The following is a 14,806-nucleotide window of genomic DNA, read 5'->3' on the forward strand; positions in this document are numbered from 1 at the left end:
GAATTCTATTTTTGTATTCTATATTATTTATTAAGTATTTTATCCTAAATCTATTGAACAAATTTTCCCCTATTTTTATTTATTTAATTGATATATTCTCTTCATATTTATGCTAATTACATATAATCATTTATTTTTCTTAAATTATTAGCAAATAAAAAGTTAAAGAAATACAAAAGGCTATTGCGAATGACTTGCAATAGGTGTATGATAATATTTGTTGCAAATCACTTGCACATTAGGAGGAAGATTATGTTTAAAAATTTTAAAAAATTATTTTTTATATTAGCCCTTATTTTAGTTCCTATGACATCTTGTGGCAGGGAAGATAAAAAGATAGACGATAAGCCACTTGAGGCTAAAAGTAGCGGGGATAAAAAGACTATTTATGCTAGTTTTTATCCAGTGGCTGAGCTTGTCAAAATGATTTCAGGCGATAAGTATGATGTTAAAACAATAATAGAAACTAGTGAAGAGCCTCATTCTTTTGAGCTTACCAGCCAAGCAATGAAGGATTTGAGCAAGGCTGATTTAATTGCTTATAATGGGGCTGGTATGGAGTCTTTTATTGATGATTTGAAGGACAATGTCAAAGATGATGATAAATTTTTGGATTTATCAGATGGTCTCACTCTTTTAGATTCTTCTAAAGAAGGCTCTGATATGGCTTCTATAAATCCTCACACCTGGCTTTCTATAAAAAATGCCAAGGTTATGGTTGATAATATTTATAGGAAGCTTTCTAGTATGGATCCTGATAATGAAAAGTATTATAAAGACAAGCTTGACGAAGCCCTTGCTAAGTTTGATGACCTTGATAAGAAGTTTTCTGACGAACTTTCGAAGGTTAAGGATAAGGAGAAATATTTTGTTGTTTCTCATGCTGCATTTAATTATCTAGCAGATGATTATGGCCTTAAGCAAGTGGCTGTAACTGGGATATCACCAGAAGAGGAACCTTCAGCTAAGGACCTTAAGACTATAGCGGATTTCGTTAAAGAAAAGAATATTAAGACTATATTTTTTGAAGGCAAAGCAACTCCAAAAGTGGCTGAGACTTTGGCAAAAAATACAGGCACTAAGACTTCAACTCTCTATACAATGGAAAATCTCGATGACCATATGATAGAAAAGGGTTATTTTGGCCTTATGGAAGAAAATTTGAAGGCTTTGGTTGAATCTTTCAATGAGTAGAGAGGTATTGAAGGTAGAAGGTCTCAGCTTTGCCTATGAGAAGGACCTTATTCTTGATAATGTTAGTTTTGAAATCAACCAGGGTGACTTTGTTGGCTTGGTTGGGGCAAATGGGGTTGGCAAGTCCACACTTCTTAAACTTATTTTGGGCGATCTAAAGCCAAGGAATGGGCAAATAAAAATATTTGGAGACGATATAAGAAAAGATAGGCATTATAGGGATCTTGCTTATATTTCACAAAATGCAGTGGAATCTTATAGAAATTTCCCTACAAGTATTGAAGAATCAATTAAAATTCACCTTTCTTATCTTAAAAAGCAGACTGATCCAAAGGAAATAATGGCAAAACTTGGCTTATACGAACATAGAAATAAATCTCTAAGCGAATTGTCAGGCGGGCAAATTCAAAGGTTTGCAATAAGCCTAGCTCTTATTAAAGATGCAAGTCTTATCCTGCTTGATGAGCCAACTACAGGTATAGATGAAAATTTTTCTAAGGATTTTTTTGAAAATCTCAAAAACCTAAAAGATGATGGGAAGACAATAATAATAATTACCCACCAGCTAGATATGGCAGGCCTATATGTAGATTACGCCTTGAGAATCAAGAAGGGAAAAATAGAAAGAATAAGCAAAGATAGGCTTAGTTTGTGAGGTAGCATGTTAGATATATTTGAATATGAATTTATGCAAAGGGCTTTTATTGTTGGAGGGCTTTTGGCTTTGATTTTGCCATGTATGGGTCAACTAGTCCTACTTAAAAGACTATCAATGATAGGAGACACCCTCTCCCACTCATCCCTTGCTGGCCTTACTATAGGGCTTGCCTTTGGATTTAGCCCGATTCTTGCGGCTATTATTGCCTGTCTTTTGGCAGGACTTTCTATAGAAATAATTAGAAATAAATTGAAATCCTATCAAGAAATTTCAACAGTTATTATTTTAGCAGCATCAATTGGTCTTGCAGGGATATTTTCATCTATGGTTAAAAACACCAATGCCATATCATCTTATTTATTTGGTTCTATTGTGACAATATCTGATGAGGAATTTTATTTGGTTATAGGGGTTGCTGTACTTGTGCTTGCTGTTTATTCAATGCTTTATAAAAAGTTATATTTAACAATTTTCGACCAGCAAGCAGCCAAGATCATGGGCATAAACACAAGTATAATCAATTTGTTTATAACTTTTTTAACAGCAATTACTGTGTCTATTTCGGCAAAAACCATCGGATCTTTGATAGTTTCGTCAATCTTGGTAATACCAAGCATTTGTGCTATGCAATATACCAAAACTTACAAACAGACCTTGTTATTATCTATAGGGTTTTCGCTAACTTTTGTATTTTTAGGCCTAATAATATCTTATTACCTAGATTTAAAACCAGGCTCTGTAATTGTGCTGATATCTGTTTTATGGCTAATACTAAGCCTAATTATAAAGAAAAAATAAAGGGGAAATAATGAAAAATAAAAAAAATATAGGAAAAGTAGTCTTATATGCTTGTGTTTTTTTGACAAGCCTAAGCTCATGCTCCCTATTTAAAAATAATAAAGAAGAAAAACAAGTAAAACCAAGCCAGAAAGTAGCCTATGAGGCTAAAAAAACTAGTCTTAAGAAAGATACAACTACCGAAGTTTTGGTAGATTCTGAAATCAAAAAGGAAGACATAGTTAAAATAGTAAAACACGGTGATCATTGGCATGTATTTACCAAGGATGGTAGGGAAAAAATAACTTACTCTGATCCGAATCAAATTAAGGATAATTCTAATTTTGAAATGGTCAGTGTTGTAGGGAAAAGCCAGCTAAAAAATAAAAATGTAGTGGCAATTAAAAAACACGGCGACCATTACCATGTTTACCTAGCAGATGGGACAGAATACCTTACTTACGAAGACCCATCAGCCCTATTTCCTAATATAAAAATAGGGACTTATGTTGGAAGCCACGGCCAAGAAAATGTCAGAAAAAATAAGGCTCAAAAAGTGGCAGAAAATAAAAAAGTAAAAGAGAAACTCGAAAAAGAAGATGAAAGAGTTATAAAGATACTAAAACACGGTGACCACTATCATATTTATACATCAAAGGGCAACGAATTTGTAACCTACGAAGACCCAAGAAGCCTATATCCAAACGCATCTTATGGTATATATGAAGGTAGCCATGGTGATAGGAAAAATATGATAGCAAAAATCCTCAAGGAAGATAAGGAAAGGAAAACTAAGAAAAAAGCAGCCGGAATAAAAGATGAGAGAGAAAACTCTGATAAACTTATAGAAGCTGATAAACTTGTAAAAGTGGAAGAAAATAAGAAAACTCACAATGTGGTAAGTATACTAAGGCATGGGGACCATTGGCATGTATACACATCTGACGGAAGGGAGTTCATTACTTATTCAGATCCATCATCAGATTATCCAGGTGTAAGTGTGGGTATTTATCACGGCAGCCATGGTGATCAAAAAGTAAAGCCAGAAAAAGAAAATGGCGGAAAAGTAGAGAATCAAAATCAAGAAAATTCAAGTGAAGACAGGCCAACAAATGCAGCGGAAGATAGGAAAACAAGGATAGGAAAGCTAAAGATTACAAATATTCTTGGCCAGGAAGAAGTCGACCCTTATGATATAGTGAAAATTTTAAAACATGAGGACCACTACCATATTTACGATTCAAAGGGTAGGGAAGGTGTGACTTATGAAAATCCTCAAGACCTATATCCAAACGCCAGCTTTGGCCAATATGAGGGAAGTCATTCAGACAAGGACCAAAATAAGAATAAGATCAATTGGCCAGAAGGAATTACAAAAATTATTGACCACGGCGACCACTGGCACCTCTATAAGGGCGATCAAGAAGTTGGAGTTGTCACAGAAAACCCAAAAAGTCATTACCCAGATGCTGAATATATTAATGAATCAAAAGATTATTCTCATGTAGAAGTAAATGATGGTGATTTGTTCAACTATGACAGTGTTGAAGGCAAGAAAATAGAAGGAATAGAAAGAGTCTTCGATGATAGGTTCAAACAAATGGAAAATTTTGGACAAATATCAGATGGAAAACCAGCCTTCGGCCCAGGAGGCCAATACAAGGGCGGTAAGGTATTTTATTGGCTTCATGGAGACCATTACCATTATCTAAGCATAGAAGACTTAGTAAAAATGGAAAAAGCTGGAGAATTAGGAGATTTTACAGCTAAAGATATTGTAGCCACATTAAAATACAAGATGGAGAATCCGGACGAAAAAATAGGCCAAGATTATGATGACGAAAAATCAGAAATTTTAAGATACAATATAGAGCAAATGTTGAAAAAAGAATATCCTGACGCCGACGTGCAAAATATAGGACTTAATTTTCATGTCTACGGACCTAGTCACCTCACTTTCCATATAAGCGATTTTGAGGACGTTGATGGAAAGATAGTCTATAAAAAAGACAAGCTTCCAGAAATGAAAAAAGAAGAAACTAGTGAAGAAAATCCAGACAAAAAGGAAGTTGAAAATCCTTCTAATGAAAATGCTGAAGAAAATAAAGCGGAAAATTCTTCAAAAGAAGATTTGAAAGCAAAAGAAGGGGAAAAAGATTCTAAAATCCAGGAAGAAAAGAAAGAGATAGATCCTGAGGAGAAAGAAGAAAATCTTAAAAAGGCTCAAGATGGATACTCAAGTAAGGAAGAAGCAGAAGAAGCAGCTCAAAAAGCCTTGGATAGTGACTTTGCAAATGACTCTTACGAAATCTTTCAAGGAGAAAATGGAAGGTGGTTTTTCAATTTAAAAGTAAGCTAAAATTGTAAGAGCGCTTAGTTAGAAGCTGAGCGCTTTTTAACTTATAAATTTAGCGAAATTTCATTATTTAAAGTATAATCCTTGCTAACAAAAATACTAGAGGTGACCTTATGGATATAAATTTTAAGAAACAAATAATGAACGATTATTCAATAAGTTTTGGAGAATTTAAGGATAGAAAGAATATTTTTACAGTAAATAAACCAGAAGAGTCATTTTTCTTTTATGACAAGGCGCCATTTTCTGCTATATGTGTAGGCGGAAAAGTCTTTATGAGATCTGAAAATCTTGATTTGATAGATGAGCTTAGGGAAAATTTCAAAGATTATCCAGGAGCCTGGTTTGCTGAGGCGGCTAACATTAGAAAGCTTGATAAAATTTTGGGAGAATTTGGAATAGAAATCGACAATTTTTTTCCTTTGATGAGCTTTTCTGATAGGAAAATTTGGGTCAAAGACTTTGAATTTACAAGGATAGAAAAAGAAGATATAAGCAAATTTAAAGGCAAGACAAAAATAGCCTTTGCTTTTGATGAGGATGACAGAATTGGACTTAGTTTTTATGATGACAAAGAGCTCGTAGCCCTTGCGGGCGCCACTATTTCTGGCAAATATATTTGTGATATAGGCCTTGAGAAATTTTCTGAAAGTCCTAAATACCAAGGACTTGGATCCTCAATTTTAAGGAGCCTATCTTTAATAATAAGGGAAGAAAATGATAATATAAGCCCAATCACCGCTACTCAATTTTCCCACACAAGGTCTATAAATACCGCCATAAGGGCGGGATTTGAGATGAATCTTTGCATGACTGGTAGGAAAAAATAGGTCAATTATTGCTGGATTTGTCGTTGACAATAAATGCCTAAAGCGGTAATTTATAAGGGTAGGAAAAAGTAAATTTTTGGAATGTAGCCAAGCCGGTAAGGCACCAGATTCTGACTCTGGAGATCACAGGTTCGAATCCTGTCATTCCAGCCAAAAATTTAAAAAGGAAACGAAAACTCGTCTGCTCCGCAGACTTCTTCGTGCTCCCGCACTCTGTTTTCGGCGTAAATAGCCGAATTCAACGGCTATTTACGATAGCCAAGCTGGTAAGGCACAGCTAGCCCGTCCGGCTCGAGGAGGACTTCTGACTCTGGAGAGCGTAGGTTCGAGTCCTACTATTCCAGCCAAATTCAAAATCCGTAGAGCAAATCTGCGGATTTTTTTTATAATTTTTATCTAACAAATATTTTCCCAACAAAAAACCAACCCTCTTAAGGATTGGTTTCGTGATTTCTCATTATAGTTCTTAGAAGTCTACCTTTTCTCCGTAGTAGGCTGCGTGGTAGATTTTTTTGATGTCTGCTGGGCTTGTTTCTCTTGGGTTTGTGAGAGTGCAAGCGTCTTTGAAGGCATTTTCGCTCATCTTATCTAGAACTTCTAGGAAGTCTTTTTCTTCGATCACGGTGTTTTTGCCGTCTTTGATATTTGCTGTGATGCCTACAGCTGCGTTTAATTTTCTGATTTCTTCTGCTATGTCATCTACGCCTAGGATTTTTTCGATTTTTTCGTATTTATCGCAAGCTTTCCTGTTGTAGTCGATGATGTAAGGAAGCATGATTGCGTTAGCTTCTCCGTGGGTTAGGTGGAAGATTCCGCCGATTTTATGTGCCATAGAGTGAACTATACCAAGGGAAGCATTGGTAAAGGCCATACCTGCTATACAAGATGCAATGTGCATTTTTTCACGAGCTTCCATGTCGTCGCCATTGTCATAAGCAGCTTTTAGGTAGCCGAAAACTAACTCAATAGCTCTGATTGCGTATGGGTCTGTGAAATCATCCGCTGCTGTTGATACAAAGGCTTCGACAGCGTGGGTCATTACGTCCATACCTGTTGCTGCTGTGATTTTTGGAGGCATAGTTGCTGGAATTCTCATATCAAGAAGGGCTACTTCTGGAACGAAATCTGGGTGAACAAGTGGGTATTTGATTTCTTTTTCTGTATCGGTTATTACAGAGAAAGCGGTAATTTCACTTGCTGTACCAGATGTAGATGGGATACAAATCATTCTTGCCTTGTTTTTTAATGGTGGGTTATCAAAAGCAGCTAGTCTTTCGAAATCCCAATCTGGGTGTTCATAGAAAACCCACATAGCTTTGGCAGCGTCCATTGCAGAACCACCACCGATTGCGATTATCCATTCAGGTTCAAATTCAGCCATCTTTGCACCGCCAGCTAGGCAAGTTTTAACTGATGGGTCTGGTTCTACACCGTCAATTATCAAAACTTCCATTCCTGCTTTTTCTAATTGTTCCTTAGCTTCATCTAGGAAACCAAATCTTTTCATTGAAGATCCACCAGTGACAAGGACAGCTTTTTTGCCCTTAAGGGTGGCTAGGTAGTCGAGTGCGTTTTCACCGTGAACTATGGTGTTTGGTACTGAAAATGTTGTATATGTCATAAAATCCTCCAAATCTATTTTTCGTTAATTAAATAATTAACAATCTACTTTTAATATACCACTCCTATTAGGTTATGTAAAGGTTTACCCAAATATAAATATATATAGTATCCGTGAATTTAACTTGAAATTTATAGTATAATCAAATAATTAATACTAAAAATGGGAAAAAATTAATTTAAAAGTATAATTAACCATAGTACACTAATACATAAACTAATTAAAGGAGACATATATGGGCTTATCATTAGCTATGAAAATATTAAAAAATCACTTATTAAAGGGAGAGCTTAAGCCTGGTAAAGAGATTGCTATAAAAATTGACCAGACCCTGACCCAGGATTCTACAGGGACTATGGCCTATCTCCAGCTTGAGGCAATGGATATAGAAAATGTAGCGACAGAAAATTCTGTTGCTTATATTGATCACAATATCTTGCAGGCAGGTTTTGAAAATGCTGATGACCACGAATTTATAAAATCTGCTGCAGGTAAGTTTGGCATAACATTTTCAAAGGCTGGCGGAGGTATTTGTCACCAAGTCAATCTTGAACAATTTGCCAAGCCTGGCGATACCCTTCTTGGTTCAGACTCCCATACTCCAACAGGAGGAGGTATGGGAGAACTAGCCATAGGGGCAGGTGGTCTTGAAGTGGCTGTTGCTATGGCCAAGGGTTTTTACTTTGTAAAAGTTCCAAAAATCTTCAGGGTAAATCTAATAAACTCCCTAAATCCTGCGGCTAACGCCAAGGATGTTATCCTTTATATTTTGGGAAAACTCACCGTCAAGGGCGGGACAGGCTATATAATGGAATACACAGGAGAAGGTATCAAGTCCCTTTCTTTGACAGATAGGGCTACAATTTGTAATATGGGGGCTGAGCTTGGAGCGACCACTTCGATTTTCCCATCAGATGAAAACACAAAAGCCTACCTAAAAAGCCAGGGCAGGGAAGAAGACTATGTGGAACTTTCAGCCGATCCTGACGCTTTTTATGATGATACAATAGAAGTTGACCTGGCAGAAATAAAGCCAGCTGTGGCCAAACCACATTTTCCCGACCAATATTCAGAGGTCAAAGACCTTGGCAAGATAAAACTAGACCAAGTAGCCATCGGCTCTTGCACAAATTCCTCCTATATGGATTTGATGAAGGTGGCAGCAATCCTTGATGGTAGGAAGGTCCACCCAGACGTGTCACTTGTAATTTCACCAGGATCTGCGACAATTCTAGAAAAAATTTCCGAAAACGGAGCCCTTGCGACTATGATTAAGGCGGGGGCAAGGGTCCTTGAATCTGGCTGTGGGCCATGTATTGGTATGGGCCAGGCGCCAAGGTCTGGAGGTGTTTCCCTAAGGTCTTTTAATAGAAACTTTAAGGGCAGGTCTGGAACTATGGATGCACAAATTTATCTAGCGAGCCCTGAAACTTGTGCGGCAAGTGCTGTCCTAGGCTACATTGCAGACCCAAGCCAACTTGACTATGAAGAAGATTTTGACAAAAATGTAAGCTTTAACCATACAGACGCCTATTTTATAAGGCCTGAAAAAGACTTATCAAAGAGAATCAAGGAAACTATCAAAGGCAAGAATATCAAGCCTTTCCCAAAGGCAGAAAAGGCTGCTGATATAGACAAAAAAGTAGTTTACAAGGCTGGAGATGGAATAACTACCGACGATATTTGCCCATCAAATGCTCATCTTTTGCCATTTAGGTCAAATATTGAATACTTGTCAAACTTTGCTTTCACAACAAAAATAGACGATTTTAAGGACAGGTGCCAGAAAAATGGTGGAGGAATAATTGTCGCAGGCGAAAACTACGGCCAAGGTTCATCCAGAGAACACGCCGCCCTACTTCCTTTGTTCTTAGGAATCAAGGCTGTTGTGGCCAAGTCTTTTGCGAGAATCCACAGGTCAAACCTCATAAATAACGCAATTTTGCCACTAGTTTTTGAAGACGAAAGTGATTATGAAAAAATTTCCGAATACGATGACATAAAAATTTCTAACATGGAAGATTCTATCGAAATTGGGGAATTTATCCTAGAAGATCTTACAAAAAATATAAAAATAAAATTAAAGGGAGATTTTTCTGACAGGGAAAAAGAAATTCTCCTTGAAGGCGGATATTTAAACTACGCTAAGAACCTAGATTTGGAGGAAAAATGAAAATTACACTGATAAGGGGCGACGGAATCGGGCCAGAAATCACAGCAGCTATGGAAAAAGTTGTGCAAGCCCTTGGAATCAACCTAGAATTTGAGGAAATAAACGCAGGACTTTCTGTATTTGAAGAGGAAGGGGTCTATATTCCCCAAAGGCTTTTTGACTCCATAAAGGCAAACAAAATTGCTATCAAGGGCCCAATTACAACTCCGATTGGTCACGGCTTTAGGTCTATAAATGTGGAACTCAGAAAGAAATTCGACCTCTTTGCCAACATCAGGCCAATCAAGGCCCCAGGCCCTCTTGAACTAAAATTTGACGGTGTGGACATGGTTATCTTTAGGGAAAATACTGAAGACCTCTACGCCGGCATCGAAGAGCAAATTTCTCCTGCCGAAGCCCATTCTATCAAGGTTATCACCAGGGAAAAATCTCAGAGAATTATTGAGAAAGCTTTTGAATTTGCTAGAGAAAAGGGCAGGAAAAAGGTGAGCATTATTACCAAGGCCAATATTATGAAGCTTTCCGACGGGCTCTTTCTTGAAGTTGGAAGAGAAGTCGCTAAAAAATTCCCAGATATAGAATTTGAAGAGCTTTTGGTTGACAATACAGCCATGCAAATGGTCATGAATCCTGGTCGTTTTGACGTCCTTGTGACAGAAAATCTTTACGGTGACATTCTATCAGATCTGGGTGCAGGTCTTGTTGGTGGGCTGGGTCTTATGCCTGGGGTAAACAAGGGAAAAGATATTGCAATTTACGAATCTATCCATGGTTCTGCTCCAGATATAGCGGGCAAAAATCTCGCCAATCCTATTGCCATGCTTTTGACCTTGTGCCTTCTCCTTGACGATATAAATGAAAAAGAAAATGCAGAAAAAATCAGAAGTGCCATCTACAAGACCCTGGCAGATAAGAAAAACTACACCAGAGACTTGGGCGGAGAAAACACCACCACCGGCATAACAGACGCCATTATTAGCAATATAGGAAATTAAAATGGATAAGAATTTAGAAGAAAAACTAAGGGCCTATGCTGGAGAAATCGAAAAGGCTACAAGGATTGATAAGGAAATTTACGAAAAATATTCAATCAAAAGGGGCCTTAGGAATAAAAACGGAACTGGAGTTTTGGTTGGAGTGACCAAGGTCGGTGACGTTTGTGGTTACCAAATCAATAACGGGGAAAAGATCCCGGCTGATGGCGAGCTTTACTACAGGGGTTATCCTTTGACAAGTTTGGTCCGCGACATAGAAGAAAGCGGCAGGCTTGGCTTTGAAGAGGTCATCTATCTTTTGCTTTTTGATAAGCTTGCAAATGAAAACCAATTAACAAATTTTAAAAAAATCTTAGTTGGAAATCGAAATCTTCCTCCATATTTCATAGAAGATACCATAATGAAGGTGCCTGGAGCGGATATCATGAACAAGATGATGAGATCCATGCTGGCCCTTTATACCTATGATGAAAATCCTGACGGGACAGATTCCCAAAATGTCCTGGGCCAGGCCCTATCGCTAATTGCCAAGATGCCTTTGATTGCGATTTATTCCTACCAGGTAAAAATCCACAATTTTGATAAGAAATCGCTGATTATACACAATCCCGACCCAGAAAAATCTATAGCAGAAAATATCCTAGCCATGCTAAGACCAGATCAAAAATACACAAGGGAAGAGGCGGCCATCCTCGATTTGCTTTTAATAATCCACGCTGAGCACGGTGGCGGAAATAATTCTGCCTTTGCAACCCACGTAGTATCATCATCGGGAACTGATTCTTATTCGGCCATGGCAGCGGGTCTTGCTTCCCTCAAAGGACCAAGACACGGAGGAGCCAACATTAAAGTGGCAAAGATGCTTGATAATATCAAAGGAAATGTCAAAAACAGGGAAGATAAGGAAGAGATAAAAGCATATCTTGAAAAGATTTTGGACAAAAAAGCCTTTGACGGCGAGGGTTTGATCTATGGCCTAGGTCACGCAGTCTACACACTTTCCGATCCGAGAGCGGTTTTGCTAAAAGAAAAGGCCAGAGATTTGGCGAAAATCAAAGGTAGAGAAAAAGATTTTGCCTTTGTAGAAAACATTGAGAAAATCGGCCAAAACTTGATTCAAGAAAAATTCAACAGGGCCTACCCACCATGCTCCAACGTCGATTTGTATTCAGGTTTGGTTTATGATATGCTAGGAATCCCCCGTGAATTATTCCTACCAATCTTTGCCATAGCAAGGACAGTTGGCTGGTCAGCCCACAGGCTAGAGCAAATCGCCGACAAAAAGATAATCAGACCTGCCTATAAGTCCTTAAGCGAGAGAAAAGAATACATAAATTTGGATCAAAGATAAGAAAAAAGTATGTCTTAGGGCACACTTTTTTCTTATTAAATAATGCTAGGGGATAAGGGAGAATAATTAGAGAGATTTATTAGAACAATCAAGCTTTAAAATAAATACGGACTTTGACTTTATAAGGAATTTGGGCCAGAAGGAATATTTTTTTCTTTTGTATTTGCCTATTGCTTTTCTTCTCTTAAGTCTATTTTCAAAATCAAATAAAATTAAAAAGAGCGAAGTTTATCTTCGCTCTTTTTTGGCCTTTAAGTGGGGATAGTAACCACTTATTAGCCTTTCTCGGGAGGGTCTATTTTTTCTTGATTCTCTTTCTTGTATCAAGGGCTACTGTTAAGATGATTAGGATGCCCTTGATTATGATTTGTACATAGGAGTTAAGACCTATGTATAAAAGTCCGTAGTTAATTACTTGGAGGATTATTGATCCAAGTACGATTCCTGGGATTGTTCCTATACCGCCTGAGAAGGAAACTCCGCCGATTAGACAGGCTTCGATGGCGTCTAGGTCGTAGGCATCACCAGTGGTTGATGTTACAGATCCGAGCCTTGGTCCTTCAAGGAAACCTGATAGGCCGTACATAATACCAGATATTAAGAAGACTATCATAATGGTTCTTGTTACGTTGATACCAGATACTTCGGCCGCTTCTGGGTTGCCACCTACGGCGAACATATTTTTGCCGAGGACTGTTTTATTCCAGATAAACCACATAGCTACTGATGCTATGGCAGCGTAGATTATGAGGTAAGGAAATTGAAGGTCAGTGCCTGGTATATGGAAGCCGCCCCTTACGAGGTTGGCGTATCTTTCGTCAAAACCACCGATTGGTTGTGGTCCAAATGGGTTAGCCGCTATGAATAATTGGAGAATACCAAAGATTGCAAGCTGAACACCTAGGGATGAAATAAAGGCGTGGAGTTTAAGATAGGCTACTCCAAAACCGTTTATAGCTCCGCAGATGGCGCCGATTGCGATTGCAGCCAAAAGTCCAACTATGATTGATGGATTTTGGATATTTGGGAAGAATTTTTGGGCAAAGCCAGGTGACTGCAAGAGGGCACCAGCTATAGCCGCAGTAAATCCTACTATCCTACCTGCTGAAAGGTCTGTACCTGCAAGGATTAATAGACCACCTGTACCAAGGGCTATAAAGAGCCTGGTTGAGGTTTGGGATAGGATGTTTAGAATGTTTTTCGGATTGGTTATAAAGGTCGGATCAACGATAATTATGCCGATAATAAGAGCGGCGATTATGATGATCAGAGCGTTGTTTAACATAAACTCTTTAAAATTAAAAGGTTTTTTATTTTCTGTTTTTTCCATTTTATCACCTATACATACTTAGCCTGTAAAGCCATTATCTTTTCTTGGGTCAAGTTTTCGTCGTTTTTCTCTATGCCAGCAAGTCTACCATTACTCATTACCATAATTCGGTTGCAGACCATTTGAAGTTCCGCCATTTCTGATGAGATAAAGATTACTGACTTGCCTTCCTTGGCCAAATCGCCTATTAGCTTATAAATTTCGTATTTGGCCCCTACATCTATACCACGGGTTGGCTCATCTAAGAGGAGGACGTCTGGGTCAGTTAAAAGCCAGCGGCCAATGATTACCTTTTGTTGGTTACCACCAGAAAGATTCATAATCTTGGTTGATTGGCTTGGAGTTTTAACTTCCATTGATTCTATGACCTTGTCAGTGTCTTCTTTTAGGGCCTTATCGCTTACTATAGAATGTTTTGAATATTTTTTGATGTTGGCTATGGTTGCATTTAGCCTGATTGCTGCATAAGGAAAGATCCCTGTGGCCCTTCTTTCTTCTGTAACAAGGGCAAAGCCGTTTTTTATTGCTTCGATTGGGTCCTTGTTTTGTACTTCTTTGCCGTGAATGAAAATTTGACCAGATTCCTTCTGTCTTAGGCCAAAGATTGTTTCAACAAGTTCTGTCCTTCTAGAACCAACTAAGCCTGCCACTCCGAGGATTTCGCCCTTTTGTAGGGTGAAACTTATGTCTGTGACGGTTGGTTTATATTTGCCTGAAAGGTTTTTAACTTCGAGCATGACCTCATCTTTTATATATTCGTCAGTCTTTAGGCTTGTAGCGTCAATCTTTCTACCAACCATTAGTTTGATTATTTCGTCCTTGCTAAGTTCACTTGCTGGTTTACAATCGATGAATTTACCATCACGCATGACTGTTACAAAGTCAGAAATAGAAAGAATTTCTTCCATCTTGTGGGAGATGTAGATTATTCCTACGCCTTGGGTCCTAAGTTTGTTTATAATTTCAAATAATTTGTCAACTTCAGATTCTGTTAGAGAACTGGTTGGCTCGTCTAAAACTAGGATTTTGGCGTCATAGGAAACAGCTTTTGCTATTTCAATAAGCTGTCTTTCTGCAACTGAATACTTGCCGATTATCTTTTTTGGGTCAAAGTTTAGGCCAAGCCTGTCAAAGAGGTCTTGGGTTTCTTGTTTCATTTTTTTGTGGTCTATGATTCCGTATTTGTTTGGAAACCTGCCAAGCATGATATTTTCAGCGACAGATCTCATAGATACTTGGTTTAATTCTTGGTGAACCATGGCAACTCCACTATCTAGGGCGTCTTTTGGGTCCTTGTAGGAGACCTTTTTGCCGTCTATATAGATTTCACCAGAATCTGGAGTATATATGCCAAAGAGGCACTTCATGAGGGTAGATTTACCTGCACCATTTTCTCCCATCAAGGCATGGACGGTGCCTCTCTCTAGGGAGAAGTCTACCTCGTCTAGGGCCTTGACACCTGGGAAGGTTTTGGTAATTTTTCTCATTTCTAATAAATTACTCATATCTTCCTCTCTATAA

General features: G+C 38.1%; 11 protein-coding genes and 1 tRNA gene. 9 read left to right on the top strand and 3 right to left on the bottom strand.

The genetic code is table 11. The features are described 5' to 3' along the window. The first annotated feature begins 252 nt into the window (after positions 1 to 252). The 6 genes from K8P03_RS04110 to K8P03_RS04135 all read left to right on the top strand — a co-directional run bounded on the left by K8P03_RS04110 (position 253) and on the right by K8P03_RS04135 (position 5,968). Complete coding sequence (locus K8P03_RS04110) at positions 253 to 1,194, top strand: metal ABC transporter substrate-binding protein (protein WP_223418531.1); 942 nt, start codon at positions 253 to 255, stop codon at positions 1,192 to 1,194. Positions 1,195 to 1,201: 7 nt separating this feature from the next. Beyond that, positions 1,202 to 1,849, top strand: coding sequence for a metal ABC transporter ATP-binding protein (locus K8P03_RS04115; protein ID WP_223418534.1), 648 nt, complete (start codon positions 1,202 to 1,204; stop codon positions 1,847 to 1,849). Positions 1,850 to 1,855: 6 nt separating this feature from the next. Continuing rightward, a complete protein-coding gene (locus tag K8P03_RS04120) occupies positions 1,856 to 2,650 on the top strand; it encodes a metal ABC transporter permease (protein ID WP_223418537.1) in 795 nt (264 codons plus the stop codon). A 10-nt stretch (positions 2,651 to 2,660) separates the two neighbouring features. Continuing rightward, positions 2,661 to 4,988, top strand: coding sequence for a DUF5633 domain-containing protein (locus tag K8P03_RS04125; protein ID WP_223418539.1), 2,328 nt, complete (start codon positions 2,661 to 2,663; stop codon positions 4,986 to 4,988). A gap of 110 nt (positions 4,989 to 5,098) precedes the next feature. Then, complete coding sequence (locus K8P03_RS04130) at positions 5,099 to 5,815, top strand: hypothetical protein (protein ID WP_223418541.1); 717 nt, start codon at positions 5,099 to 5,101, stop codon at positions 5,813 to 5,815. Positions 5,816 to 5,892: 77 nt separating this feature from the next. Beyond that, positions 5,893 to 5,968: transfer RNA gene (locus K8P03_RS04135), tRNA-Gln, on the top strand. 313 nt (positions 5,969 to 6,281) lie between these two features. Here K8P03_RS04135 and K8P03_RS04140 read toward each other — a convergent pair. Continuing rightward, on the bottom strand, positions 6,282 to 7,436 hold the full coding sequence (locus K8P03_RS04140; protein ID WP_223418544.1) for an iron-containing alcohol dehydrogenase: 1,155 nt from the start codon (positions 7,434 to 7,436) through the stop codon (positions 6,282 to 6,284). A gap of 235 nt (positions 7,437 to 7,671) precedes the next feature. On the opposite strand from K8P03_RS04140, the gene K8P03_RS04145 reads away from it, so the two are divergent. The 3 genes from K8P03_RS04145 to K8P03_RS04155 are packed head-to-tail and all read left to right on the top strand — an operon-like array spanning position 7,672 to position 11,955. Beyond that, positions 7,672 to 9,609 (top strand): aconitate hydratase, encoded by a 1,938-nt coding sequence (locus tag K8P03_RS04145; RefSeq protein ID WP_223418547.1) that lies wholly within the window; start codon positions 7,672 to 7,674, stop codon positions 9,607 to 9,609. Further along, positions 9,606 to 10,604 carry an isocitrate/isopropylmalate dehydrogenase family protein gene (locus tag K8P03_RS04150; RefSeq protein ID WP_223418550.1) on the top strand — a complete coding sequence of 333 codons (999 nt, stop codon included), beginning with the start codon at positions 9,606 to 9,608 and terminating at the stop codon, positions 10,602 to 10,604. The genes K8P03_RS04145 and K8P03_RS04150 overlap by 4 nt, the downstream gene beginning before the upstream one ends. A gap of 1 nt (position 10,605) precedes the next feature. Further along, positions 10,606 to 11,955: a citrate/2-methylcitrate synthase gene (locus tag K8P03_RS04155; protein WP_223418552.1), complete on the top strand. Its 1,350-nt coding sequence runs from the start codon at positions 10,606 to 10,608 to the stop codon at positions 11,953 to 11,955. A gap of 295 nt (positions 11,956 to 12,250) precedes the next feature. Here the strand turns inward: K8P03_RS04155 and mglC are convergent, their stop codons facing one another. Both mglC and K8P03_RS04165 read right to left on the bottom strand, forming a co-directional pair. Next, complete coding sequence (mglC, locus tag K8P03_RS04160; protein ID WP_223418555.1) at positions 12,251 to 13,285, bottom strand: galactose/methyl galactoside ABC transporter permease MglC; 1,035 nt, start codon at positions 13,283 to 13,285, stop codon at positions 12,251 to 12,253. A gap of 8 nt (positions 13,286 to 13,293) precedes the next feature. Beyond that, complete coding sequence (locus K8P03_RS04165) at positions 13,294 to 14,790, bottom strand: sugar ABC transporter ATP-binding protein (RefSeq protein ID WP_223418557.1); 1,497 nt, start codon at positions 14,788 to 14,790, stop codon at positions 13,294 to 13,296. Between the last annotated feature and the right edge of the window lie 16 nt (positions 14,791 to 14,806).

This window comes from Anaerococcus murdochii, from assembly GCF_019957155.1.
Taxonomy (GTDB): domain Bacteria; phylum Bacillota; class Clostridia; order Tissierellales; family Peptoniphilaceae; genus Anaerococcus; species Anaerococcus murdochii.

Bases quoted from the DNA above. Each gene is read 5' to 3' on its own strand.
- K8P03_RS04110 (WP_223418531.1), top strand. From the start codon at position 253: ATGTTTAAAAATTTTAAAAAATTATTTTTTATATTAGCCCTTATTTTA.
- K8P03_RS04120 (WP_223418537.1), top strand. From the start codon at position 1,856: ATGTTAGATATATTTGAATATGAATTTATGCAAAGGGCTTTTATTGTT.
- K8P03_RS04125 (WP_223418539.1), top strand. From the start codon at position 2,661: ATGAAAAATAAAAAAAATATAGGAAAAGTAGTCTTATATGCTTGTGTT.
- K8P03_RS04130 (WP_223418541.1), top strand. From the start codon at position 5,099: ATGGATATAAATTTTAAGAAACAAATAATGAACGATTATTCAATAAGT.
- K8P03_RS04140 (WP_223418544.1), bottom strand. From the start codon at position 7,436: ATGACATATACAACATTTTCAGTACCAAACACCATAGTTCACGGTGAA.
- K8P03_RS04145 (WP_223418547.1), top strand. From the start codon at position 7,672: ATGGGCTTATCATTAGCTATGAAAATATTAAAAAATCACTTATTAAAG.
- K8P03_RS04150 (WP_223418550.1), top strand. From the start codon at position 9,606: ATGAAAATTACACTGATAAGGGGCGACGGAATCGGGCCAGAAATCACA.
- K8P03_RS04155 (WP_223418552.1), top strand. From the start codon at position 10,606: ATGGATAAGAATTTAGAAGAAAAACTAAGGGCCTATGCTGGAGAAATC.
- mglC (WP_223418555.1), bottom strand. From the start codon at position 13,285: ATGGAAAAAACAGAAAATAAAAAACCTTTTAATTTTAAAGAGTTTATG.
- K8P03_RS04165 (WP_223418557.1), bottom strand. From the start codon at position 14,790: ATGAGTAATTTATTAGAAATGAGAAAAATTACCAAAACCTTCCCAGGT.